General features: G+C 40.5%; 24 protein-coding genes. 1 reads left to right on the top strand and 23 read right to left on the bottom strand.

Annotated features, from left to right (window positions below):
• Window positions 1-257: 257 nt before the first annotated feature.
• The 17 genes from pseI to ABWV45_RS08600 all read right to left on the bottom strand — a co-directional run bounded on the left by pseI (window position 258) and on the right by ABWV45_RS08600 (window position 18,193).
• The gene (gene pseI / locus ABWV45_RS08680; RefSeq protein WP_353350699.1) at window positions 258-1,310 is read right to left on the bottom strand and encodes a pseudaminic acid synthase; all 1,053 of its coding nucleotides are present in this window, start codon (window positions 1,308-1,310) and stop codon (window positions 258-260) included.
• On the bottom strand, window positions 1,297-2,826 hold the full coding sequence (pseG, locus tag ABWV45_RS08675; RefSeq protein ID WP_353350855.1) for a UDP-2,4-diacetamido-2,4,6-trideoxy-beta-L-altropyranose hydrolase: 1,530 nt from the start codon (window positions 2,824-2,826) through the stop codon (window positions 1,297-1,299). Before pseG ends, pseI begins: the two co-directional genes overlap by 14 nt.
• Complete coding sequence (gene pseF, locus ABWV45_RS08670; protein WP_353350697.1) at window positions 2,826-3,512, bottom strand: pseudaminic acid cytidylyltransferase; 687 nt, start codon at window positions 3,510-3,512, stop codon at window positions 2,826-2,828. The genes pseG and pseF overlap by 1 nt, the downstream gene beginning before the upstream one ends.
• On the bottom strand, window positions 3,513-4,667 hold the full coding sequence (pseC, locus tag ABWV45_RS08665; RefSeq protein ID WP_353350695.1) for a UDP-4-amino-4,6-dideoxy-N-acetyl-beta-L-altrosamine transaminase: 1,155 nt from the start codon (window positions 4,665-4,667) through the stop codon (window positions 3,513-3,515). It lies immediately after the preceding gene.
• On the bottom strand, window positions 4,664-5,275 hold the full coding sequence (locus ABWV45_RS08660; RefSeq protein ID WP_353350693.1) for a pseudaminic acid biosynthesis-associated methylase: 612 nt from the start codon (window positions 5,273-5,275) through the stop codon (window positions 4,664-4,666). The genes pseC and ABWV45_RS08660 overlap by 4 nt, the downstream gene beginning before the upstream one ends.
• A gap of 2 nt (window positions 5,276-5,277) precedes the next feature.
• Window positions 5,278-6,408, bottom strand: coding sequence for an N-acetyl sugar amidotransferase (locus tag ABWV45_RS08655; RefSeq protein ID WP_353350692.1), 1,131 nt, complete (start codon window positions 6,406-6,408; stop codon window positions 5,278-5,280).
• The gene (gene hisF, locus ABWV45_RS08650) at window positions 6,405-7,157 is read right to left on the bottom strand and encodes an imidazole glycerol phosphate synthase subunit HisF (RefSeq protein WP_353350690.1); all 753 of its coding nucleotides are present in this window, start codon (window positions 7,155-7,157) and stop codon (window positions 6,405-6,407) included. The genes ABWV45_RS08655 and hisF overlap by 4 nt, the downstream gene beginning before the upstream one ends.
• Window positions 7,151-7,783, bottom strand: coding sequence for an imidazole glycerol phosphate synthase subunit HisH (gene hisH, locus ABWV45_RS08645; protein WP_353350688.1), 633 nt, complete (start codon window positions 7,781-7,783; stop codon window positions 7,151-7,153). Before hisH ends, hisF begins: the two co-directional genes overlap by 7 nt.
• The gene (gene pseB / locus ABWV45_RS08640; RefSeq protein ID WP_353350686.1) at window positions 7,783-8,784 is read right to left on the bottom strand and encodes a UDP-N-acetylglucosamine 4,6-dehydratase (inverting); all 1,002 of its coding nucleotides are present in this window, start codon (window positions 8,782-8,784) and stop codon (window positions 7,783-7,785) included. Before pseB ends, hisH begins: the two co-directional genes overlap by 1 nt.
• 79 nt (window positions 8,785-8,863) lie before the next feature.
• Window positions 8,864-10,102 carry a flagellar hook-associated protein FlgL gene (flgL, locus tag ABWV45_RS08635; RefSeq protein WP_353350684.1) on the bottom strand — a complete coding sequence of 413 codons (1,239 nt, stop codon included), beginning with the start codon at window positions 10,100-10,102 and terminating at the stop codon, window positions 8,864-8,866.
• A gap of 27 nt (window positions 10,103-10,129) precedes the next feature.
• Window positions 10,130-13,108: a flagellar hook-associated protein FlgK gene (gene flgK / locus ABWV45_RS08630; RefSeq protein ID WP_353350682.1), complete on the bottom strand. Its 2,979-nt coding sequence runs from the start codon at window positions 13,106-13,108 to the stop codon at window positions 10,130-10,132.
• 2 nt (window positions 13,109-13,110) lie between these two features.
• Window positions 13,111-14,211: a flagellar assembly peptidoglycan hydrolase FlgJ gene (flgJ, locus tag ABWV45_RS08625; RefSeq protein ID WP_353350680.1), complete on the bottom strand. Its 1,101-nt coding sequence runs from the start codon at window positions 14,209-14,211 to the stop codon at window positions 13,111-13,113.
• 128 nt (window positions 14,212-14,339) lie between these two features.
• Window positions 14,340-14,666 carry a hypothetical protein gene (locus tag ABWV45_RS08620; RefSeq protein WP_353350678.1) on the bottom strand — a complete coding sequence of 109 codons (327 nt, stop codon included), beginning with the start codon at window positions 14,664-14,666 and terminating at the stop codon, window positions 14,340-14,342.
• Between the two features lie 20 nt (window positions 14,667-14,686).
• On the bottom strand, window positions 14,687-15,775 hold the full coding sequence (locus tag ABWV45_RS08615) for a flagellar basal body P-ring protein FlgI (RefSeq protein WP_502914673.1): 1,089 nt from the start codon (window positions 15,773-15,775) through the stop codon (window positions 14,687-14,689).
• 119 nt (window positions 15,776-15,894) lie between these two features.
• A complete protein-coding gene (gene flgH / locus ABWV45_RS08610) occupies window positions 15,895-16,560 on the bottom strand; it encodes a flagellar basal body L-ring protein FlgH (protein ID WP_353350674.1) in 666 nt (221 codons plus the stop codon).
• Between the two features lie 45 nt (window positions 16,561-16,605).
• A complete protein-coding gene (gene flgG, locus ABWV45_RS08605; RefSeq protein WP_353350672.1) occupies window positions 16,606-17,391 on the bottom strand; it encodes a flagellar basal-body rod protein FlgG in 786 nt (261 codons plus the stop codon).
• 52 nt (window positions 17,392-17,443) lie between these two features.
• Window positions 17,444-18,193: a flagellar basal body rod protein FlgF gene (locus ABWV45_RS08600; RefSeq protein WP_353350670.1), complete on the bottom strand. Its 750-nt coding sequence runs from the start codon at window positions 18,191-18,193 to the stop codon at window positions 17,444-17,446.
• A gap of 114 nt (window positions 18,194-18,307) precedes the next feature.
• Between ABWV45_RS08600 and ABWV45_RS08595 the strand changes: the two genes are divergently transcribed.
• Window positions 18,308-18,430 (top strand): hypothetical protein, encoded by a 123-nt coding sequence (locus ABWV45_RS08595; protein WP_353350668.1) that lies wholly within the window; start codon window positions 18,308-18,310, stop codon window positions 18,428-18,430.
• A 162-nt stretch (window positions 18,431-18,592) separates the two neighbouring features.
• On the opposite strand, the gene ABWV45_RS08590 is transcribed toward ABWV45_RS08595, so the two are convergent.
• The 6 genes from ABWV45_RS08590 to ABWV45_RS08565 all read right to left on the bottom strand — a co-directional run bounded on the left by ABWV45_RS08590 (window position 18,593) and on the right by ABWV45_RS08565 (window position 26,051).
• Window positions 18,593-22,336 (bottom strand): flagellar hook-basal body complex protein, encoded by a 3,744-nt coding sequence (locus ABWV45_RS08590; protein WP_353350666.1) that lies wholly within the window; start codon window positions 22,334-22,336, stop codon window positions 18,593-18,595.
• Between the two features lie 40 nt (window positions 22,337-22,376).
• The gene (locus tag ABWV45_RS08585; RefSeq protein ID WP_353350664.1) at window positions 22,377-23,165 is read right to left on the bottom strand and encodes a flagellar hook assembly protein FlgD; all 789 of its coding nucleotides are present in this window, start codon (window positions 23,163-23,165) and stop codon (window positions 22,377-22,379) included.
• Between the two features lie 56 nt (window positions 23,166-23,221).
• Window positions 23,222-23,668 (bottom strand): flagellar basal body rod protein FlgC, encoded by a 447-nt coding sequence (gene flgC / locus ABWV45_RS08580; RefSeq protein ID WP_353350662.1) that lies wholly within the window; start codon window positions 23,666-23,668, stop codon window positions 23,222-23,224.
• Window positions 23,669-23,705: 37 nt separating this feature from the next.
• Window positions 23,706-24,098 carry a flagellar basal body rod protein FlgB gene (gene flgB, locus ABWV45_RS08575; protein ID WP_353350660.1) on the bottom strand — a complete coding sequence of 131 codons (393 nt, stop codon included), beginning with the start codon at window positions 24,096-24,098 and terminating at the stop codon, window positions 23,706-23,708.
• 199 nt (window positions 24,099-24,297) lie between these two features.
• Window positions 24,298-25,107 carry a CheR family methyltransferase gene (locus ABWV45_RS08570; RefSeq protein WP_353350658.1) on the bottom strand — a complete coding sequence of 270 codons (810 nt, stop codon included), beginning with the start codon at window positions 25,105-25,107 and terminating at the stop codon, window positions 24,298-24,300.
• Window positions 25,108-25,112: 5 nt separating this feature from the next.
• Complete coding sequence (locus ABWV45_RS08565) at window positions 25,113-26,051, bottom strand: chemotaxis protein CheV (protein WP_353350656.1); 939 nt, start codon at window positions 26,049-26,051, stop codon at window positions 25,113-25,115.
• Window positions 26,052-26,054: the final 3 nt, after the last annotated feature.

The following is a 26,054-nucleotide window of genomic DNA, read 5'->3' as shown; positions in this document are numbered from 1 at the left end:
CAGACACCGCAGCCTCATACACCAATTTATGATCTTATTTTTCACTTAGCGTGACTAAGTCGTCAAGGGATAGATCAACGTAATCAGCATCTCCATAAAAGAAAAATCACATTATTGACACAAACGAAAATTTGAATTAACCACCGAGTCACTCATGCAAACATAAGTTTTAATTTCACCTTGAATAGCCACTGTTTCGCCATGACATATGGGGCAGGCTTGTAACGTTTCATGTGTCAAATCCATTTCTATCACCATTATTTATGTTTAATGATTTTAAAATCTATAGGGGAGCCAAACTCAATATCCTCACTGGCCACCTGCCCTACTATTTGATCAAAATACTTCGGTGGTAAACCAAACCCCGGCCTAACTCGTTTAATATTGCCTGAGGTTAATACCTCTCCTTTTTTAATGTCTTTTGAGGCATAAATAGAGCGGCGAAACCGTACGTTTTCATTTTCAGCTTGTTTACGCTCATATCCAGCTACACCTAGGGCTAACCAAGCATCACGTGTGCTCTTGCATAATTGTTCTAACTCACTAGGCTCTAATGAGAAATCCGAATCTGGACCTTTATCATTGCGAGATAACGTAAAGTGCTTTTCAATAAAAACAGCCCCTAAAGCAGCCGCCACAACAGATGCCGTATAACCCAAAGTATGGTCAGATAAACCCACTTGCACATTAAAGCGTTTAGCAAGGTCAGGGATGGTATTGAGATTTGATTGCTCAATAGGTGCAGGGTAAGAACTAATACAATGGAGTAAAATTAAGTCGTGACATCCTGCACTACGTGCGGCTTCAACTGCTTCTTCAATTTCAGTTAAATTTGCCATTCCAGTAGAAATAATCATGGGCTTTTTGGTACGGGCTACGTATTGAATTAGTGGCAGATCAATGGCTTCAAACGAAGCGATTTTATAAGCCGGTGCATTTAGATCTTCTAGCAAGTCCACAGCACTTTCATCAAATGGGGTACTAAAGCAAGTTAAATCAATTGAATGTGCATAATCAAATAAGGGTTTATGCCATTCAAATGGAGTGTAGGCCTCACTATATAATTGATAAAGAGTTTGTCCTTGCCACGGGCCACTGTCTATTCGAAAGTCGGCTTTATCTGAATTTAAAGTAATGGTATCGGGTGTATAAGTCTGCATTTTTACCGCATGAGCACCAGACGTTTTCGCAGCTAACATAATACGTTTGGCGCGCTCTATATCGCCATTATGATTAGCTGATATTTCTGCAACCACATAAGGAGCGTATCCATTCCCAATTTTTACACCGTTAATATCAATGGTTTGCATTTTGGTAACTCCTTCCAAACACATAGGTTTGATGAGCGCATAGTTTAAAGCCGTTTGAGGTGAACAGTTTTATTGAAGGGGTGTTTAAATCGTCTACCGTTGCGATTAACGTCTCATGCTTCATATTTTTCTGTAAAAATGATAATGCTAATTTACCTATTCCTAGGCCATGAAATACATCTGAAATTAATATGGAAATTTCTTCAGTTGTTTCGCTTTCAAGTAATTCACTTTTTCTTTCATCTTCAAAGCAATCAGTTAATTCATCTAATCGTACATATCCTACAGCTACCCCCATTAAAATAATCACCCACATTCGTCTTTTTTCATTGGTTAAGCTGGTATTAAGCCAATTAATATGTTCACTGTAACTGGGTGGATTTGGGTTACGAGAATACTGCCTTGCTTCTGGTTGGCATTGCCAATCAAACAAGCTATCTGCATACTCTAAAGTGAGTGACTCGAATTTAATGGATGATGCGACTATTCCTTTAAGTACACGTTTACAGCCTAATCCATCTATTAATTCAGAATTGTTTTTTGAATAGCGATACCAATCATAAAAGTTAAAATTAATGAATGGCTCCATATCTATTTTTAAATCTTCTAACTTAGAATGCACAATCAATTGATGGTCATGTAAAAATTCTGCTATGGGTGTTTGTAAATCAGAATTAGTAATGGAAATACAAGGTAAACCTAAGCAGGCACGCTCCCAAGTAGAACCACCAATAGCCCCAATGGCCAAATCACTATCAGACATTAGCTGCACAATATTATGGGTATCCACATTCATATGAATGGTTAAATTCTTGTAGATTGAGGCATCAAACCTATCAAGCCAGCTGCATTTTGAAGAGACTGCAATTTCTATCCTGCTTTTACAGGGCATAGTATTTAAAATAGCCAGTACATCTAAAGTTAAATGGGTTGGGTCTGTAGCACCAAAGCTCAAAAGTATTTGATTAATACCTGAAGTGGTTTTTCGTTTTTCTAATACGAGCTTGCGTTGTTGTAAGAATTCATCACGTAATAACGTGAAATCAGAGCCTATTAATAATTTTGTTTTTGGCTTGCACAATTGTTTATAATCCGATGCTTCTCTTTGTATGTTTACATCCAATAAGAAATGACAATCATGCTGGCGATTTGCTAAATCATCCATCACAAATAGAGTATTAGTGGAATCTAATAGAATACGTTCCCATGTGGCATCAAGGTTATATTGATCCACCACAAATAAGTTAACCTGCTTATAATGCTGCCGAATTATACTCTGTGTTTTTTCGGCATCTTTTGTTTGGGAATCTATTGCATTAGAGTGATCATCAATAACATGCACCCTGTATTTTTTATGTTCAATTAAATCAATACCGTTACCACTAAGCTGCTGGCAAATAAACGCGCATTGAAAACCATAATGAGATAATTCATCAGCCAATGTTAGGCAGCGGGAAACATGCCCAAATCCCATTTTTTCAGATGAATCCACACGAAATACGGCCTGCATTATCATCACAATCGACTCTGATAAATCAATTCTGCCAGTTGCCAGTCTGCCTCATTGTCTATATCTTGGGCATCTAATCTGGAAATTGGTAAACCTAACGAACGCCCACCCAATATGGGCCGACCAGCTAACCAAGCTTGTGTTTTACCAAAATAAAACTGACCAGCATCATGATATGTTTTGCTTAAATCTTGAGTTCGTTTTTGGTCGTTTTTCGGGAACATCATATTAATTTCATTATCTTGATTAATAAATAATCCCCTTTGTATTGGGTATTCAAACTCGGTTACTGGCAATGCATAGTCACTATTCGATTCATTCTCAAGTAGTAAGGCCAAACATTCATGTAACATTGCCACGGATATAAATGGTGCGGTGGCATAAATACATGCCACAATGTCTATGTCGTCTTTCTCTTTCAAAGCACCAATTGCATGCTGGATAACAGGCACCGTGGGGGTCATATCACCGGACAAATTTTCTGGTCGCATGAACGGTACTTCAGCCCCAAAATCCTTAGCCACTTGCGCAATTTTTTCATCATCCGTTGATACAATCACTCGATCAAACAAACCACTGTGAATAGCTGCATTAACGGAATAAGCCATAATTGGAAAATCATGGAATGCGCGGATATTTTTATTTGGTATGCGCTTACTTCCACCTCTTGCTGGAATCACCGCTACTCGCATTTATTTATCCTTAAGTAAAAGATTTTTTAATGATTGTACAATTTGTATCTGTTGTTCGTTGTTAAGATCAGGGTATATCGGTAATGTAATACAACTTTGATAATACACTTCAGCATTTGGGCACAGGCCTTTTTTGAAACCAAGGGACTGATAAAAAGGCTGGAAATAAATGGGAATATAATGCACATTAACGCCGATTCCTGCTTCTCTTAACTGCTTAAATATGGACAACCTTTTTCTCTCATCTAGTGTAATAACATATAAATGCCAAGCAGAAGATTGCTCTGATGATTGCGCCGGTAACGTAATAGGCAAGCCAGATAATGTCTTTTTGTATTGCTTGGCAATGTTTCTTCGTGCTGAGATAAAATCATCTAAACGGCTAAGCTGGGATACACCCAAGGCGGCTTGGATATCGGTCATGCGATAGTTATAACCTAAACCCTGTTGCTCGTAATACCAAGGATCAGTGGTATTGTGCAATAAGTTGGATTCTCGAGTAATACAGTGAGAACGCAACATTCTAATCGTTTTTTCTAACTGTTTATCGTTAGTGGTGAGCATGCCCCCTTCACCACATGTTATGATTTTCACAGGATGAAAACTAAATATTGTAATATCACTAAACTCACACGACCCCACCTTTTTATTTAAGTAAGTAGCACCGATTGCATGAGAAGCGTCTTCAATAATTTTAAAATCAAATTCTTCAGCCAAAATCGATATGGCTGACATATCACACACTTGACCTGAAAAATGAACCGGAATCACCACCTTGGGTAAGGGCAAATCATATTGCTTATGGTGTTCTAATTTTTGACGTAACGCATTAGGACATAGGTTATAGGTATGGGGGTTTATATCTACAAAATCTACACTTGCACCACAATACAAAGCACAATTGGACGAAGCAACAAACGAAATGGGCGACGTCCATACATAATCATCTTTTCCCACGCCTAAAGCTAAGCAGGCAATATGTAAGGCCGATGTAGCACTGTTAACCGCGATGGAAAATTGAGCATCAACATATTTAGATAATTCATGTTCGAAATTTGGAACTTGTTGGCCCTGAGTTAAAAAGTCAGACTTTAAAACCTCAGTGACAGCAGCAATGTCATCATCATTAATTGATTGTCTGCCATAGGGAATCATACTTTTTCCATTAAAAACCAAGAAATATCATCCTGAGGGAAATTGGGATCATGGCGATACAAAAAACCATAATCAATTAACTTCAGATCGTTAAATCGGGCTAACATATCTCCGGCAAAATCTCGCTTAAATAGCTTGTCTTTCTCACCATGATACTCAATGGATACAGGTGTTGGATTATAATATTCGGCTACTAAAATATATTTTTTGGAAGCTTTATATAAACTATCATATACACTATTCAACATATCAGGGTTTATATGAATCAGAACCCCTTTGGTGAAGGTGAGATGATACTGTGTTTCAAAATCAATCTCTAAAATTGAGCCGCAAATTCCTTTGGCCCCTGCCCATTTATTGACCTCATCAATGGCCCCTTGATTAATATCAACACCAGTAAGGTCTAAATCCGATTTAATGCACTGAAGCGCCCTCAAATTCATGCCGATATTACAACCCAGCTCTAATATGTTTTTTACTTCATGGGTACGCTCAAGTACTTTTGAAAAAAAATGAATATTTGCTGAAAGCAACTGATCACTTTTATTTCTATTAATGTAACCTTCTCCGAACTCCCCTTGCCAAAATTTTTCCTGATCAGTTTTCATTATCACATCCTTTCAAATTTCATCACCCATTGACCAGATCCATCTCTTTCAAAGATGTCGTGATTAACAAATGAATCCATCACTTCATCATATTCTTCACGGCTAATCTTTAGTATTTCACAAAATTCAAGAATATTTTCTTCATTGACTTCACCATCGATTTTTTTCGCAATCTCCAAAGCCTCGGAACGCTCAATTCTTCCATGGCGTAATTCAATATTAAGCTGATCGGTTGCTCGTCCGTATCCAAATTTTAGGTACTTAACCCGTTCACGAATATCTATAAATTTCATATCGCAATTTTCATAGTCCACCCAAGATCCAGCAGGAGGCTCGGGCAGCGCACTCCAGCCTAGAGTTTTAACCAACTCTGTATGAACACTTGCATCCCACTTATGAAAAAAGCCATAAAATGTGCCTATGACACCCGCTTCATGGATTTTTTCATCACTTGGGTAACATAGCATGCCAAGGTCTTGCATACTGATATCTGTATCGACCATGTCCTCCTCTCTTAAGCCTCTCATCAGGCCAAATTCTTGTCGCCATCTACGATCCATAAGCAGATTGTCTCGACTTAGTTCAGGGCCACCATATTCAAATTGAGGGTTTTCACCAAATATAACTAAAGGAATGCCAAAATTGACGGCAAAATGAAACGGTACGGTGTATATGCCAACATGATTCACCCAATAATGATCACCAACAATCTCAAAACCTTTTCTTAATAGTGGCGTTACAATATTCGGATTAAGAGTGAAATGAACATGGTCAACCCCGATACTGCGCAAAACTTCAAGGTTATGTATACCTGTTGAGGTTTGATCAAACTGATCAAACGTAACTGCTAAAGGGTTCATACCATGAATTTTTTTCATAGCATACACTTGCCAAGTGCTATCTTTGCCGCCACTGACGGGGACTAAGCAATCATAAACGCCTTTTGCTCTCGATTTTGCCTCAGACAATATTTCATCAAATTGCTTGGCTCTTTGATCCCAATCTATGGCATTTTCAATGCCGTGTTTGCGCTGAGAAGAACGGCATGCATCACAAACCCCTTCTTCATCAAAATATAGGTCTGGTTTGGTTTCAGGAAATAAACAACATTTACAATAACGTATCGAACTCATAATAACCGCACCTCAATTCCTTGTTTGTGCATATACTCTTTGATCGTTAATATACTTTCACCTACCCAATAAAAAATACTGCCTGCTGCAATGGCACTGGCATGATGCTCTATTGCACTCACACAATCTTCTTTGCTTCCACATCCACCGGCCAAAATAACGGGAACATGAATGTGTTTTGTTATTCGGTCACATAATTCAGTATCGTATCCTTGCATCTTGCCGTCACAATCTACAGAGTTGACAATAATTTCCCCCGCCCCGTATTCCACCGCCTTTTTTGCAATCTCTACCACACAGCCTTCATGCTTAATAGATTTACCACAAGATACCGCAATATAATCCTCACCTTGTTTTACTATATCTAATGAGAATACAACTGCTTGCTGTCCATACTTTTGACTTATTTGGGTAAGTAGATCTGGATTAAGATAAAATTCACTATTAATAACGACCTTATCAGCACCCACTTTAAATAATTGATCCGCATCGCTAAGGGTTTTTATTCCCCCACCTAGGGTTAGTGGCATGACACATTGAGCAGATAGACGCTTTAGTAAAGCAAAGTTGATACTTCCTCGCTTGGTCGCTTCGATATCTACAATCACCATCTCATCCGCTTTTCGGGTAGAAAATACTTTTACGTTGGTAATTGCATCACCAACCATGCGAGGATCTTCAAAATTAACCGTTTTAACAACCGCATTCCCTTTTAATAATAAAATAGGAATAATTCTTTTTTTTAACACGGCATGGACTCATTGGATATGAAATTTTTTAATAATTGGATACCAGCATCTTGACTTTTTTCTGGGTGAAACTGCACGCCGTTTATATTATTTTTCTGCACCCCAATAACGACATTTTTATTGCAGTAGTTCACCTTTAATTCAGAAACTTCTTCATTTACTTCACAATAAAAACTATGCACAAAATAGAAAGACGTCCCATTTTTAATGCCATTGAAATAAGTAGGCAAGACTCCCTCTGTATTTACATCATTCCATCCTATATGTGGTACCGGATGATTTTTGTCCGGTATAAATGGAACAACTTCACCAGATATTAAACCTAAGCCTTCCGTCTCTGCATGCTCATAACCTTTAGACATTAATAGTTGCATCCCAAGGCAAATACCAAGTATCGGTTTACCCTCTGATACACATTCTAATATTGGTTCTTTTAACTTCAGTTTTAATAAATTATCCATTGCCACTTTGAAAGATCCGACACCGGGCAATATTATTTTACTTGCAGCCTTAATTTCTTTAGCTTCTGAAGAAACAATATAATCACGAGTAATCTTTTTGACTGCATTTTCAACTGAAAATAAGTTTCCACAACCATAATCAATAATTACGACTTTATTGCTCATCAGCTTTCGGCTTTAATTAATAGGTTTGCCGTTTCATCCACATCTAAAAACCAATCATTTGTACCCGAATCATATGAAAAACCTTGCTCCACAGGTTCGCCCTCTTCGCCTAGATTATTCATAAGAAAATTTGTATTGCCATCATAGAAATTTATAGAAGGTGCAATAACATAGTGATCATCAAACTCTAGTGTCCGATAGCTATCATCCCTAGGGCACATTTTTTCATGTAATTTTTCTCCTGGTCTTATACCTATTTCATGAATTTTCATACCAGGGGATATGGCTTCGGCCAAATCGGTCATTTTTACGGAAGGTATTTTGGGAACAAATATCTCACCGCCTTTCATGCGTGCAAAGTTTTTAATAACAAAGTCCACACCTTGTTGCAGCGTTATCCAAAATCGCGTCATGGCAAAATCAGTGATTGGTAAACTTTCTGCACCGTCAGAAATTAACTTTCTAAAAAATGGTACAACCGACCCTCTACTACCTACCACATTGCCATACCTGACAACGGCAAAGCGAGGTACTTCACCCCCCACCATATTGTTAGCCGCAACAAATAACTTATCGCTACATAACTTGGTTGCACCATATAAATTAACAGGATTGGCTGCTTTATCCGTTGATAACGCTATAACTTTTTTAACTTCGTTATCAATGGCTGCTCTTATGACATTTTCAGCGCCATCAATATTGGTTTTAATGCATTCAGTCGGGTTATATTCGGCTGCTGGAACTTGTTTCATGGCAGCTGCATGAATTATGTAATCTACCCCTTTACAGGCTTGTTGCATACGCTCTTTATCACGCACATCGCCGATAAAATAACGCATGCAATCTTGATTATAAACTTGCTGCATTTCGAACTGTTTCAGTTCATCACGAGAAAAGATAATGATTTTTTTTGGCTTAAAACGACTTAAAAGTGTTTCGGTGTACTTTTTGCCAAAAGAACCGGTGCCGCCTGTTATCAATATGGTTTGACCATCAAACATGTGATGACCCTCAAGCTGTCAATTTTTTATCGTTATTATAATCAAGCAACAACTGAACCAATTTAATGATTCATACAAGTTATAAGCTGTTAAATAAAGATAGTCTATTTATCTGAGTAAAGCTTTGTTGAGCGGCTTCTAATAAGAAGCTCTGTAGTGATAAACGGCTCACAGCCTCTGCGAAGTCCACATCTTGTAAGCCACTGAGTACTTCTTGGCTGACCAGTTCCACATCTGCATGTAAGTTTTCGATATTATCGATTGTATTGAGTCGTCCACCTATTTCACTGCGCACTTCAGATACACTTGTTTGCGCAAAGTCTAAATTTTGCAGTGTGGTTTCCAACAATGCATCTAAGGCTGCACTTTGTTCTGGGTTATCCCCTAACGACCTTAGGCCTTCCACTAACCCAGATACGGTATCCGTGACTGACTGTTTTTTACTGCTTTCAACAAAGAAGCTATCCCCCGGTTCTGGGTCGCCCGCTATTTTGAAGTTCACACCATTAACAACTAACTCAGTTCCCGATGTATAGCCCTGACCGGTTAAACCATTTATTGGTCGATTATCACTTTTAGAAACCACGCTGTAGTTAGGCCCCGGAGGACTAATAAAGCTATCCGCATTAAATTTAACCACCATGTCTTCTGGGTAGAATGCATCGTAGGCTTCTTGATCCGATACAAATCCATTTGTGATAAAACCATCACCTAAATTTCGCTCATTTTCACGGGTGTAAAAGGTGTTCTGGTCACTTTGTATATCCACAAATAACTTCTTACCCGTATCATTCGTTTGCACTTTAGTACTGTTACTAATTTCAAGCGTTCTTTCTCCATCATCACCTTGATACACAACCCCGCCACCTTGTCTTTGGATAAATGGCTGGGTTTCTCCTTTAAAACCCGAAAAGATATATGTATTACTGGCATCTTTTGTATTCATTAAATCTGTTAGAGCAGAAAGTCTTTGGCCTATTTCGGCCGCTATATAGGTGCGATCTTCTAATGTCATAGAACCGTTACCAGCATTAACGGTTAATTCTCGAATACGGGAAATATTCTCATTCACACTATCTAAAATAGATTCTTCCAGTGTCAGTCTATTTCTAGAGGCCGTAACATTTTCTTGGTATTGGCTGCGCAAACTTATATCTTGCTGAAGCTGTAAGATACGGGTGGAGGCAATAGGATCATCAGCAGGTGTCAGTACCCGACGTCCTGTTGAAATTTGTTGCTGGGTTTTTAAAGTGCCTTCTTGATTATTCAAGATGGAGCGCAAACCAGTATTAAATTGTTGCATGGTTGAAATACGCATATTTACCCTCCGTTACTCTGTTATTAATTACCTAAAGATACCAATCAATGTATCGAATATGTCTCTCGCTACACTGATTACTTGCGCCGAAGCGTTATAACCTAATTCATATTGTATGAGCTTTGCCGCTTCCTCATCCAAGTTAACACCGCTGACGGCATTCACACTGTCTTGTGTGTTTTGTAATAAAACTTCGGAACTCTCCATGTTTATTTGAGCTCTTGCGGTGATAGAGCCCACTTCCTCCACACTGCGACCATAGGATTCACTGATGGTCATATCGCCTTCAACAATCTCTTTGTTTTGTATGCCACCTAGTAAGATACCGTTACGGTTATCTGTCACCGCATCATCATTAAAATCCACATAAAATTGATCTCCGGCTTTGGGCGGGCCTTCCATGGATATTTCATAACCTAGGTATATAGGTTTTTGCTCTGGATTGGCTTCAAATAAATTACTAAATGGCGGTTCAGATGAAATAGTAATACCCTCATCCAGCACCACTTTTACTTGGCCGCCCATGGTTAACTTTGAACTGCCATTGGTGCCGTATGGGCTCATTTCCAATTGGTTTTGAAATGATATATTGCCTTTTGCATCAATGCTTACCGCTAAATCATTGTTATAAAAAAACTTAGTACTGCTAATGGCGGACTGTATACCTGCAATTAAGTCGCTACCTGTGGCGTAATTTTCTGACAGCTCAATATTAAAAGTGCCTTGTCCGGGCACATTAAACTCATAGGTATATGGCCCCCCTTCACTAAAATCGAAACCATCGTATTGTGATAGTGGTTTTGGTAACGGATTGCCGGTTGAGGTTAAATAGTTATTAATGCCATTTGAAACCGTCATGTAATCTTCGTTATCACCTTGCATTTCAAGGCTTAAATCCTCACCATTTATGGCTGTAATGGTCACGACACTTCCGTCACTTTTAGCGGTAACTCCCATGCCTTGAAATGCAAAGTTGGCATTGATGCGGTCAGCTATGAAATTTGCACTAACAGGGTCTGGCACTACATCAGGATAACCCTGTTCATATTTCACTTGGGTTTCAGGTAGGGTATCGGTCAGTTCTATTCCATTTAAATATAAATGTGCATCTAACAGGCCATCTGGATCTGATTGGAAATTGGTTAGCTGTAAAGTGGTAACGGCGGTTGCGGAAATACCATTTTGCTCACTTAAAATTTGAGCCGTTTCTTTAGCCGATGTTTGTGCTGAAATCGTTAATATTCCACGGCTTTTCATGCCACCGGTTATCGCATCCGGATCACTAATATTCAGCCTTGCAGGAAAAAAACCATTACCAGGAGTCACATTGACTTCATTATAATCTTGATAAAACTGATTCGCCGGTAAGTATCCACCCAAACTAGAAATGGAGGTTTTGCCTTCGTCTTTAGGTAATAAATTATTCACAACCCCAGGAATATAGGTTTGGTTCATAATACTGGGGAATAACTGTTTTGGATGAGCAGGATCTGAGTTATCCAATACGTCATATGTGGTATCACTGGTGAATTTCACCAACAAAGGTGGTGTTAGAGCTCCCGGAACTGAAAACGCTTCCGTGGTCGAATCATAAACAGCCCCTTGACTAATGACCCCTTGACCACGATTACCTACGTCATAATCTGTCATGACTGCTGTGGCTAATGCGATTTCCTGCGGAATTTCGATGTCTAACTCAATGTCAGCGGCACCGGAACGGGTAGGCAAAAGATAGAACTGATCCCCTTCTTTAAATGATCCTGATTCAAAGGTTAAATCGAATCCTTCAATGCTAAAACTCTCTGGAAACTCCGTACTTAAAACTGTTTCTAGCACAGCCTCGTTGTTACTCACACGAGTAACTTTAAAGGTATAATTATTAGGGCCTGTAAACTCGACTTTATATTCGCTGTCGGTTAACTCGCTAGGGTCTGTAATATAAACCCCTACCTTGCGATCGTCCGGCTGGGCATTGTCTGCATTTCCCACCACTCGGCTCATGGCCACTTTAGGGTCGTTTATATCTTCAAAATATAAACCACCAGCTTGTCCGTTTAGGTCAATCCCTAATTTATGCTGTTCGTTAATGTTGAACTGCAAAGCAATAGCGACACGCCCAAGCTGATTAGTCACTGGATCTAAAATTTGTTTTCGGAACTCTAAAATGCCCCCGACACTACCACCTGATAATTGCTGAGTTATATCTTGAGTGGCCCCATCTCGCTCAAATATGATGGAATCCCGAGTGGGGTCATCTGAGCCTGCTCTGGTAGATACCCGATTAAAATCTTTACCTAAAACCAAGGGTTGTCCATTACCAATAAAAACATTAATAGAGTCGTTATCTTGTGTTGCCACTGTCACACTGACTAATTCAGCCAGATCTTTTATGGCAAGATCACGCTTATCAAGTAAGTCATTCGGGTAATTACCGTTTGCTGTTGCGGTTGCAAATTGTATCTGCACATTGAGCTCCGCAATGGCTTCCCCTAGTGTGGTGATTTGTCCGGCAATAATACCCAACTGTCCATTTAAAATATTATTACTATCGCTAAGGCGATCTTGAATTGACTTAAAGCGATCCACTAAACCTTGTGATTCACTGATAACCACTTGTCTTGCGGGTAATGAACTAGGGTCGTCAATGGCGGCTTGAAATGCCCCAAACATATTTTCAATACCCGGTTGAATACCCGTACCGGGGTCTGCCAGCAATTTATCGATTTGTTCTGCATTACTGGTTAGGGTTTCAAAATAATTAAACGTTGAGGTGTCTTTTTGTAATTGACCTACTAAAAATTCATCAAATACACGGCGAACGTCTTGAACCATAGCACCACCACCAATCCACACACCTCCTGCAAACTGCGGGTTATTATTGGTAATGGTTGCTTCTTGGCGGCTATAGCCTTCGGTGTCCACATTTGCAATATTATGACCTGTAACCGTTAGGGCTGTTTGATGCACCCGTAAACCAGATATCCCAATATTGAGTAAATTAGCCATGGTTAACCTCGTTTGGCTTGCGCAATGGCTTGTGCCAACACGTCACCGTGAGCGATGCGTTGTATTTTTTCAGCATATTTAGGGTCGGTTGCATAACCACCATTTTGTAACCCTTCGCTATAACCTTTTACCGTTTCGCCTTGCTTAATAGCCGTTTGATAACGCTCACTATTTTGCACAAATTCAGCATAATCTTTTAGGCTATGTTCATAGGATTCATATACTCTAAAAGGTGCTACTTCTTTTTTGGCGATGCCTTGTCGATACTCCAAGGTCGATACTTTAGCCACATCACCATCCCATCTGTGGTCGGCTTTAATGCCAAATAAATTATGGCTATTATTGCCATCACCTTTATGAATAATATATTTTCCCCAGCCAGTTTCTAACGCCGCTTGCGCCATGATGGCTTTAGGCTCAACCCCCATTTCTTCCCCTACGGATTGAGCCACAGGCCACAATGCTGCAACAAATTCTTCTGGATTTTGAAACGCAGATTGTTTAGTTATTGGCCCTGTCTCTTTAGTTTGTAATTGAATACTTAGAGGCTGTGAATTTGGCACAATAAGCTCTTCACTAGGCGTAAAATCTGTTTTTAAGGTTTTAGGTTTGACTGGAGACTCATTTAACGGAGCGATTGCCGCTTTTGTTTCGTTAAGCTCGATGCCTTTCGCTTCTGGATTAAATTGCTGTAAATCCAGATTTGGTTTTATTGTAGAAAATGGATTTGGGCCTTGGTACTGGCGAATAGGAATATCAATTGTTGGTTTAGTGTCGTCATCGCTTTTAACATCAAATTGATCTTTTAACTGGCGGTAAATACTACTGGCCAAGCCAATACCTTCCCCTTGGCTCATAGAGAGTGCGAGCTGGTCATCAAACATTTGACGATAGAATTTTGATTCATTACTGCTTAAAGGGTTATCTTCCTCAAAAACAGCGTTTGCATCGCGCATACTTTTTAACATCATCCCCACAAACATGGATTCAAATTGATGTGCCACTTGCTTCAATGCTTCGTCTTCTTTTTCTCGGCCAAGAGTGTTAATAGCATTTAATGATGCTAAATCGTTGTAGTTGTAAGTATTGCCGATATTGTTCATAACAACGTCTTTTTTGGAGTTATGATGATATAAAGCAAAGCTTAGGCCAAAACCATAATTGATTGTTTTTTAAGGATTTTTTACAAGAATAAAAACGAAAAACGGCAACAGTTGCCAAAAGCGGCAAGTTATTTTTGCTGTGCAATATCGGTATATAAGCGAATACGCTTACCGGTATTCTTATATTTGATAATTTCTTCGCTTTGCTCGTGTTTATGCTGTTGCATTTGATCGAGCAAAGTATGGGACTCTTCTTGAATGGATTTTAGAAAATCTAAGTCAGTTTGATTAATTTGTGCCATATAGTTTTCAAACAAATACTCCAACGCTTTTTGCCGTTGTTGTAATTTATGTTCTAAGGTCGCTAAGCTTTTTTCATGGGCCAATAGCTGTATTTCTTGTTCTAAGTTTTGAATGTAGGATATGGCATCCTCTTTGTTTTCAAAATTTAGCAAATTAGCATTCCTTTCATTAATCAAATCACTATTAACTCAGCATTTAATGCACCCGCTTGTTTTAATGCTTCTAAAATCGCCATTAAATCCCCGGGAGCAGCACCAACTTCATTGACTGCTTTTACAATTTCATCCAAAGATACTCCTGGGGCAAACACAAACATAGGGTTACCTTCTTCATCAATATTCACTTCAGTTTGCGGAGCCACCACCGTTTCACCATTCGCTAACGCCCCTGGCTGATTTACCTGAAAATTTTCTTTAACGGTTACCGTTAAACTGCCATGAGTCACAGCAACTGGGTCGATGCGGACATGCTTACCAATTACGATGGTGCCTGTTCGGCTATTTATAATAACTTTTGCCGTGGCCTCCCCCGGGGTTACATCTAGGTTTTCGATCATGGATAAAAAAGAAACTCGCTGGTTGGGATCTCGTGGGGCGCTAACGCGTACAGACGTGGCATCTATTGCGTATGCGGTTTCTGGCCCTAGTAAGTTATTAATGCGGTCAGATAAGCGTTTTGCTGTTGTAAAATCGGGTGCGTTTAAATTTAACACTAGGCTGTCACCTCTTGAAAATCCGTTAGGGACGGGCCGTTCTACGGTAGCACCGTTTGGAATACGACCGACACTGGGGACATTCACGGTTATCCGAGAGCCATCTGCTCCATCCGCGCCAAACCCGCCAACCACTAGGTTACCTTGCGCCACTGCATATACTTGACCATCCGCTCCACGCAGTGGCGCAAACAGCAAGGTACCTCCCCGTAAACTTTTTGAATTACCAATACTTGAAACCGTTACATCAATGGTTTGCCCAGGCTTGGAAAATGGCGGTAAATTAGTAGTCAGCGAAACGGCTGCGATATTTTTTAATTTTGGGTCAGTACCCGGTGGAATGGATATGCCAAATTCATTCATCATGTTAATAAAGGTTTGATTCGTAAATGGGGCTTTGTCCCCCGTACCGTCCAAACCAACAACTAAACCATAACCCACAAGTTGGTTTATGCGCACCCCTGACACTGAGGTAAGGTCTTTAATACGCTGGCCGTAAGAGAAGGCACTGGTTATAACCAGCAATACCATACTCAACCAGATCAACATTCGCTTTTTCATAACCACCTCTAATACTTCGTCAAAGCTTAGGCACTTTTACGTTTCATAAATATACCTGCAATTTACTGACCGCCTTAATACCCTTTGATTCTGAGCAGTATCCACTATTAGAACGGCCACCAAGGACTACTGAAGAATCGGGTCAACAGCCCTTGCCTGCTGGCGTTAGCCACTTCTCCTGTACCGCCATAACTAATACGCGCATCAGCCAATTTAGTGCTCATGACTGTGTTATCTGGCCCTATGTCTTGGGCGCGCACTAAACCTCTAACCCTGATGAATTCATCACCACGGTTTAATGTCAGCCATTTTTCGCCACGGACTTCTAACACACCGTTGGGTAAAATATCACTGATTGTCACCGTAATTTGACCTCGCAAGCTGTTGCTTTGGTCCGCATCTCCTGTGCCCGTGAATGCTCGGGATGCCGCTGCACTGGCCGATAAAATAGGTGGTGTTTTAGTAAAAATACTCACATCTCCTAAATTTAGATCACTGTCTTTTTTCGTAGTGGCGCTGTTGGATTTAGACGCTTGGGTTTGCTCTTGCAGTACCACCGTGATCACATCTCCAATGCGTTTTGCACGCTGATCACTAAACAGCGACATTGAATAATTAGACTGGTATAAAGAACCATCAGTGGTTGGCGGCGGTGTTAACGATTGTGCAGGGACCGGCGAATACCTTGGATCATTTGGTTTTTCGTCAATCGGTAACACAGAAGCACAACCAGCCAAAACCAGCATTAAACTACCTGTTATTAATGATTTCATTTTGCACCTCTTTGTATTCTATTTACCTAAAGAATTACGCATTAATTAGGTGTTCTGCGCTAGATATTGCAGCATTTGATCCGCGCTGCTCACCACTTTTGAATTCATTTCATAAGCTCGTTGCACAGTGATCATTTGAACTAATTCTTCAACCACTTTTACGTTAGAGTTTTCTAAAAAGCCTTGCTCAATAGAGCCAAACCCTTCTTCACTAGCCACACCAATTTGCGGAGCACCGCTAGAAGCCGTTTCTAAAAATAAGTTGCCACCCATGGCCTGTAGGCCAACTGGGTTGATAAAATCCACTACATCGATTTGGCCAATTTCTTGTGGGTCCGTCTCACCAAACTGTGTAACCGAGACAATGCCATCACGGCTAATGGTCATGGTGTTGGTTTGATCGGGAATTGTAATATTGGGCTCAAGTAAATAACCCACTGCGTTTACGATTTGCCCTTCCGCATCCATGTGGAAAGTACCGTCGCGAGTATAAGCCGTTGTACCATCAGGCATGGCAATTTGGAAAAAGCCACGGCCGTTTATCGCTAAATCCAACGGTTGTGAGGTTTCTTGCAAACTACCGGTGGTGTGAATTTTTTGCGTGCCTGCTACCTTAACACCCGTACCGATTTGTAAGCCTGATGGAAGACGCGAATCCTGTGAGGATAAGGCACCGGGCTGACGTTGTATTTGATAAATTAAATCTTCAAAGACTGCTCTGTCTTTTTTGAAACCTGTTGTTGATACGTTTGCAAGGTTATTTGATATGGTGGTCAAATTATAATCTTGCGCATTTAAACCGGTTTTACTGACCCATAATGCTGAATGCATGACAGCTCTCCTTGATGTTTCAACACACCTTTAAACTAAATTTTTATCCGTACTACTGAATATCCATAATAGATTGAGTCACCTGTGCATTTTCATCTGCGGTGCTCATCATTTTCACTTGTAATTCATATTGGCGATGCAAAGACATAATTTGTGTTAACGACTGCACCGCATTTACGTTGCTGTGTTCTAGATGTCCGCTTTCTACGCGCACGGTAGGGTCAAACGGTTGTACGTCTCCGGGTTCTTGTCCTCGCATGCGAAATAAACCGTCCTCCCCTTTTTCCATTTCGGTTAAATCTGGCATGACAAGTTTAAGTTGCTCTATGTCTGCGACTACCGCAGGATCATCACCCAGAGCCTGAATAGAGATAGTGCCATCTCCGGCTATTTCGAGTTTTTCATAAGGGGGGACAACCAACGGCCCCCCTACTCCCATGACTTGAAGGCCTTCACCGTTTATTAAGCGTCCCAACTGATCTACACGTAAATCGCCTCGGCGTGTGTAGGCTTCTTCACCGTTACTGTCTTGTACTGCTATCCACCCTTGGTTATCTATCCCGATATCTAAATCACGACCTGTGTGAATAAGCGTACCTGGGTTAAAATCACTGGCGGGACGCTCTTCCATGGCATATGCACGGGTAGGATAATAATCACCAAAGACGGGCATGGATCGAGCTTGTTCAAAATCACGACGAAACCCCGTTGTGCTCACGTTAGCCAAGTTGTTGGCCTCGGCAGCTTGACCGATTGTATTTTGCTTCGCGCCGGACATGGCGATGTATAACGCACGATCCATTGTATTCTCCTAATTCATTTACCTGCCTGAAAAAGCGGCAATGGTTTTTTCTAATTAAGAGATTGCAATTGGGGTGCCAATTATTTTGAAGGTATATGGAACGGGAGGTGCGGGATGAAATACATACTAAACCTAGAATATTTTTCACTAAATATCATCATTCAGTTTGCGAAATTCAAACAGGCGATATACATCAAAGTTAAAAAGCGGCAAGGCCTGTCTTTTATTGCCGCCTAACTTTTAACAAATAACAGCCTGCGCATTTAAAGCGATTGTCGGTGGGTTACGCTGCGCTAACCCACCCTACTTTTTAGATTTTATTTTAAAATTACTCCCTAGCATCTACCGGATAATAGCTAGCATATTCCTTTACCTGCATCAGACTCCTAACTCAACTACTTAAAGCTGAATGATTGTCTGTGTAACCGTATCCGAGGTTTCAATGGTTTTAGCACTGGCTTGGAAGTTCCGCTGTGCAATGATTAAACCCACTAATTCTTCAGATAAATCCACGTTACTGTCTTCTAATGCCGAGGATCGAAGGTTACCGAATGTGCCGGTTCTAGGGGAGCCAACCGTTGGTGTACCCGATTCAAATGATTCCCCCCATGATGTATCCCCTAACGGTACTAAACCTTCCGGGTTTTTAAAGCTAGCAAATGCAACTTGACCTAACACTTGCGCCTGACCATTGGTAAACCGTGCAAACATAAACCCGTCTGCGTCGATTTCAAGCCCAGTAAGTCGTCCAGTTGTATAACCGTTTTGACTGACCTCGGCCACACTGAATGGGCTACCAAATTGAGTAGAGCCATCCAATTCAATTTGAAAATTTGAGTTGCTTGGTGGATCGGTTAACGGTAAGCCACCTTCCAGAACATTTAGTGATTTTAATGATCCTGTTGGTGACCCTTCTGCGTTAATTGGATCCCAATTGGTAACATACAAGTCGCCCGTTGCTTCAACATCGAGTGTTCCATCAGGGTTGAAGAACAACTCGTAACGCAGCTGAGTTGCTTCAAGGTTCTCTGGAAAACTTAATGTGGGATCTGGATCCCCTACATTTTGCCCATCAATCTGAACATACATGGCCCAAATATTTTCTTCATTTGGGCGTGTTGGATCCACTGGCTCTTTTACAAAGTATTGAGTCATAATGTGATTATTACCCAAGCTATCGTAAATAGTGGTACTGGTTGCATGGTTGTAAGAGTTTTGATCATCCGGATCAAAACTGTTCAACACATAATCTTCAAACTCATCCTCAGAAAGTGCCCCAAATATTCCGGATACCGATGGTAAAGGTTCAATTAATGAATACCCTTCATTTAATACAATATCCACTGAACCACCTACAACCGCAGCTGTATCCGCCGTTGCTGTCCCCCCTAATACCACAGGACCAGCATTCTGAGAACCTTGAATGACAATGCTGTCAGTTACTGTTGGCGATGAAATTTCAACTTTTATATCTCTGCCTATGGAATTAGAAATAATAAGATCGCCATCTTCATTAATTTCAGAATTAAAACCCGGTAACGTGGTGCCTACTAGGGAATTAATTTCCTCTGACATCTCCAGTAAACTGGTGGATTCTAATTCCTGACCATTTAATGTTAAGGTCATATTATTGCCGGGGTTATTGTATCCGGATAATGGAATGGTTAACGTTGAAGTAGCAGAGGCGGTTATTCCCACTTGTCGATTGTATATGGCTGCAATTTCATTAGCTTCGGCATTTTCTTCTGTTTCTAAAATAGTTTCATTGCCGTCAGCATCCACCAATGTGATAGATTGTGAGGGGTATTCGTTGTTTACACCTTCAATCCCTTGTGTGAGTAAACTATTGTCGTCTTCATCAATTTGAATTAAACCGTACATCTCATCTACAGTTACATCATCACCGATGGCAATAAAGTCAGACACCGTAATGGTGGAGGCTTCTCCTTCTTCGGTAGCGACAAATTGCAATTGATATTGAGGCGGTACCACATTAGGTACTATTTCAATTGCCTCTGCACGCACACCAATAAACGCATCACTGTCTAAGCTACTAATTTGCCTATTAATTGAGGCTGCTACTTGTTGTACTGAACGAAACTCTTCATCTAATGTGATTGTTGTCGTACCGGAGCGTCCATCAACATCAGGGGCTGGTACTGTCAGTGTCACTCTAAAGGAGTTAGTCCTATCAATTTCATCTGTACCTAAAAACACCGACGGGTTATCTAATTCCAACGCGGTCAATGCGGCTAAACCTTCTGTTGCACCTAGGCCAGTACTTTGGCTAAATTGCACACCATAACCGGAACCCACTTCAGTATTGGTAAATACTAATTGTCCACCTACGGCTTCTACCGTTACCCGACCAGCTAAACCATTTGCCCCTGTGCGCAAGTCAATTTCTGTTTGAATGGCCGCCGCTAAATCATCCAATGTTGCATATGAGGCTGCTGGGACAATTATGTTATAAGCGGAAGAGTCGTCCGCTACGGTTGGCCCAGTTACTTGCATACGAAATTCATTATTTGCATCAATATCCGCAACCCCAGTGGAAGACCGATTGGTAGGTGCAAAGCCAATGTTATTTAAATCGTATGTATTACTTGATGAATTAGGAACCAGTATTAATGTGTCACCATTGTCTGCGGTCGCCGCTGTTAATGACATTGGGTGTCCCGCTGAAACAGTCACCAAGCCAGCTAGTGCTCCACCGGCTATTTGACCTGCAATCTCAGCTCGGATTTGCTCCATTGTTACGGTTTGCACAGCAGGAGAGCCAATTGCCGCTTGTTCAACACCGTCACCAAATTGTGCCGCATCTAACGTTATGGTTTGCGATGTGGTTGTACCACTGGCATCGGTCACTTCTACTTCAAATATAATTGAATAATCAAAACTACCATTTAATACCGTGTCAAAATCACCGATCGTTTGGCCACCGTTTGTGATGGTTGATGTTAATACCCCATGATCACCGCCTATAAAACCTGTCATCGCTAATGGAGGTGTAGACGTAGTACGAGAAGTGGTACTTGTACCCGGAATACTTCTAAAATCCGCAGTAATAGGGTTTGAACCCACAAACAATTGGCTACCTGAAACCCCTGCGGTAAGAGTAGTATCCGTAGCAGGGTCACCAAATGCCGCTATAAAACCAGCATCAGCAGCGGAAAGCGCAAACCCTGTTCCGATAGTCGCGTCGTAACCTGCTCGTTCAATTTGCAAATATGTGTTTGCCACTAAAGGAGTTGTCAATGGTGATTGATTAGTGGTGATTGAAAATTCGTTATTTCCAAATAGCGTATCTACTTCTGCTTGAATGGCGTTCATTATATTTTGCAGATGCTGAGTAGGTGTTGCACCCACAGTAATCGCACCCGCTAAAATGGTCACCGTTTGTATGCCTGTACCATCCAAAGGATCAATATCAATACTAAATGGGCCGGGATCTGCTGGAGTGGTAACAAATGCGGCAGCGGATAAATCAACCCCGCCATCAAACACTTCACTCGAACGGGTGCCAGCAGTAGTAGGCTGGGAAATCGTACTAAGTTGCGTAGCGGTACTATCTGCAATGCCAGCATCAGGTACCGCAATAGCCAAACCTTGTGTAGAAGTTTGTGAGCCCAGTTCTTGCAATACATTTTCTGATGCATCTAAATTTAAAATGGCTGACATTCGCGATGTTAATGCCGGTGGTTGGTTACCAATCCGAATTTGGATGTCGTCTAACACCCCATTAACAACACCGTCACCATTTGCTTCATAGCCTTGTAAACGAGCCCCACTATTTGCGACAACATACCCGTCTTTATCTAAGCCAAATAATCCTGCGCGAGTGTATGATTCAGTTCCTTGATCATTAAGGATAAAAAAACCTGTGCCATCAATGGCCATATCTAGTGCATTTTCCGTCCCACTAATATTTCCCTGACTAAATTCTTGTCGAACATTATCAACCAATACCCCACTTCCTACTGGTTTAGAGCCTGTACCCAAAATAGTGGTCGTGTACACATCTGCAAATTCCGCTCGGGATTCTTTAAACCCCACTGTACTCGCATTAGCAACATTGTTACCCGTTACTTCTAAATCAACCGAGGCAGCCCGAATGCCACTTAAACCAATATTAAACGCCATGTCATACTCCTGCTCTCACATTAATGTGAGATTTAAAAAATTAATTTAAAATTTGTTGTACATCTGACAGTGACGCTTTCGCTCCACCGGCTAAATTCAATGTAATTTGATTATTTGTTCCTAATGTAACGCTATCTACTTTGCCACTCATGGCGGCACCAATATTTTCATTTACACCATCAATTGATGCACTGACTTCAAACTGATATTCCCCTATTGGATAAGGAACAGGAATCGGGTTGCCTGCATCATCAAGCACTTGATTGCCCTCTTCATCTACAAAGTATTCCTGACGGTTAAGAAGAGAACGATCCAGCTCGACAATTTCTCCATCCATTTCTAAATTTGCTCCGTCCCAACGTAACGACATTGGCCCTTTTTCGTGATAACCCAAATCAATGGTTTCCAGTGTTTGCCCTGCTTTATTTTTAATTTGCACAGTGAGGTTCATCGTTGTTGCAGGCACTTCGCTGTAACTTGCAATTAAGTCACCGTTTTGTAAAAAGCCGAAATCATTACTAGGAACAACCACTGATTGACCAACAAGAGAAGATGCTTGCAACGCTTGAGAAGACCTAAGTTCTGAGGCCATGTCATCAACGGTATTATTTAAATTATCGATACCTTCAACGGAACTAAATTGTGCCAATTGTGCTACAAACTCGGTATTATCTTGAGGTTCTAACGGATTTTGATTATTCATTTGTGCAACCAAAAGCTTTAAAAAATCATTTTTCCCTAGCTCATTTGATTTCTCAGTTTGCTTCTCGCTTTGTGCGTATTGATCTAGCACAGATTGCGATTGTCCTACGGATGTTACATCAGCCATGATTTAAGCTCCTGATGATGCCAATTATCTTAATAACCATACTTAAAAATATTTAATTATTGCCCAAGTGTTAACGTGCGTTGTAACATTTGTTTTGCTGTTTTCATCATTTCAACATTCATTTGATAACTTCTTGAGGAAGACATCATGTCGGTCATTTCTTCTACTACATTCACATTAGGGTACATGACGTAACCTTCTTCATCGGCCATTGGGTGATGAGGCTGGTAGCGTTTTTTTAATGGCGCATCACTTTCTACAATACCTTTTACCTGTACGCCATCCCCCACCTGTGAACGAATTTCTAATTTATCGTTAAGATCATTCACGTTACCCCATTGTTTTTCTAAAACACTGAACCAAGGCTTACGTGCTTTATACGTTTCTTCAACACTTGAGCTTACCGTCTCTGCATTGGCAATATTGGAGGCTGTCGTATTTAAACGTACTGATTGAGCATTCATTCCCGTTCCGGCAATATTAAATACATTCGTTAATGACATGATTTACTCTCCTAATTACTTATTATTATTGCCAAATTTATTGTGCTTTAATCGCATTTTTTAACCCTTTGAATTTACTACTTAAAAATTCAAAAGAGGCGTTGTAGCGTAATGCGTTTTCAGTATAAAAAGATTGTTCCATTTGACTATCGACAGTATTCCCATCAATCGCTGGTTGGTAAGGATTACGGAATAACAAGTCCGTTTCTGCTTTAACTGTGCCTTCTAAATGTGAAGAGTCAGTCACTTGCATTTTCAATGAGCGGCGCGATTCACCTTCAAGCACTGCATTGAAGTCCATATCTCTTGCTTTAAAATTTGGGGTATCCGCATTGGCTAAATTATTGGCAAGAATCTCTGCACGAGATGCACGTAGTTGCATTGTTTGCGGATGTATCCCCAATGAATTTTTAAATCCCAATGCTGACATATCTCTCTCGCTTAGCTCAGTGAGCCTTAAGTTTAATATGCTTGAGATATAGCAACCCTTATGCCAATTGAAATTATTCAATTAATTCAACAACTTAGGTATTTATAACATAGATTTAAAAGCGGCAATCATTGCCGTTTTTAAGAGAAAGCGGAAATCAGGTAAACATCGAAAGAAGGAGGGGTTGTACTAAAAGCGATTACTTTTTACGGTAAATGATTCCCGGACTGCATTGCACCATTTCATAATAATCAGATAAGCCAGTTAATGCCTCGCTGGCGCCAAGCAATAAATACCCACCAGGCTTCAGATTTCCATGAATACGAGTAAGAATATCTTTTTTCAAATCACTGGAAAAATAAATCAAAACATTTCGACAAAATACAATATCAAATTTCCCTAACATGGAAAATGAATGCAGCAGGTTTAAATGTCGGAATTGAATGCGGGCCTGCAATGCCGAATTTACTTGCCAACGATCATCTTTCTCAGAAAAATAGCGTTTTAATAGGTCTTGAGGCATTCCACGGCCTAATGCTAATTGATCGTACATACCCTTTTTAGCCGCATCCAACGCGCTTGTTGATATATCTGTTGCTATAATTTTTTCGGATGTAAATTTCCCTGAGTTAGCTCGTTTAAATTCCTCAATGATCATGCTAATTGAATAGGGCTCTTGCCCTGTGGATGATGCTGCACACCAAATATCTAAGCTTTTTTGATTCGCACTAATTTCAGGTAACAGTTTTTTCTGTAAAATCGTGAAAGGATGAGCATCACGAAACCATAACGTTTCGTTAGTCGTCATAGCGTCCACAACTCTTTCCCTTAGTCGCGAATCCACCTCGATTTTTTTGACTAACTCAGGTAAAACTGAAAAATCCAGTTCTTTCATAATGCTGCGCAAGCGACTTGATACCAAGTACTCTTTATTGTCCGCAAGTAAAATACCGCAGACACGTTCGAGATAATCTCGAAATTGCGTAAAGTCCGATTTTGTTATATCCATCTTTGTTATGCCTTATTTTGAGACACTTTCACCTGTTCAGCTACCTTGGCAGCTAAAACATCTGGATTAAACTTCGCTATGAAGTCATTTGCTCCAACTTTTTGAACCATGCTTTGATTAAAAACACCACTTAATGACGTGTGTAATATAATGTGCATTTTATTCATAGCTGGGTCGTTTCGGACCGCTGTTGTTAAGGTATATCCATCCATCTCTGGCATTTCTATATCAGAAATCATCATGGCATAGTGATCGGAGGGCGTCACACCAGACGCCACCATGTCACGTAAATGATCCAATGCTTGGCGCCCATCATTCATAGCCGTTACTTCAATACCAAGAGCCTCTAAACACTTAGATACTTGCTTGCGAGCGATTTTTGAATCATCCGCAATAAGCACTTTTGGTGCCTCTTGATGAGTATCACTACGGGAGCTTTCTAATATTTCTTCACTGATGCTTTCTTCCATTGGAGACACTTCCGCCAGAATTTTTTCTACATCAATGATTTCAACCAGTTTCTCTTCTACTTCAGTTACAGCAGTCAAGTAATGATCTCGCCCTGTGCCCTTTGGTGGCGGGTGAATCTCTTCCCAGTTCATATTTACAATACGTTCAACCCCAGAAACCAAAAATCCCTGTGTTGCCGTGTTGTATTCAGTAATAATGACAAAGCAATCTTTGGGATCACCAACGGATGTGTTTCCAGTTGCTAAACCCATATCCATAATTGGAATAGTGCCCGAACGAATATGAGCAACACCAATCACTACCCGATGGCTTTTTGGTAAAATCGTTAACGGTGGGCACTGCAATACTTCTTTTACTTTAAACACGTTTATGCCGTAAATCTGTGGTCCAGCTAAACGGAAAAGCAAAAGCTCTAGCCTGTTTTCACCAACTAGTTGGGTTCTTTGGTCGACGGAATCCAGTACCCCGGCCATAAA

It is taken from the genome of Oceaniserpentilla sp. 4NH20-0058 (assembly GCF_040371755.1).
GTDB lineage: Bacteria > Pseudomonadota > Gammaproteobacteria > Pseudomonadales > Oceanobacteraceae > Bermanella.
This window is presented reverse-complemented; position numbering and strand designations above follow the sequence as displayed.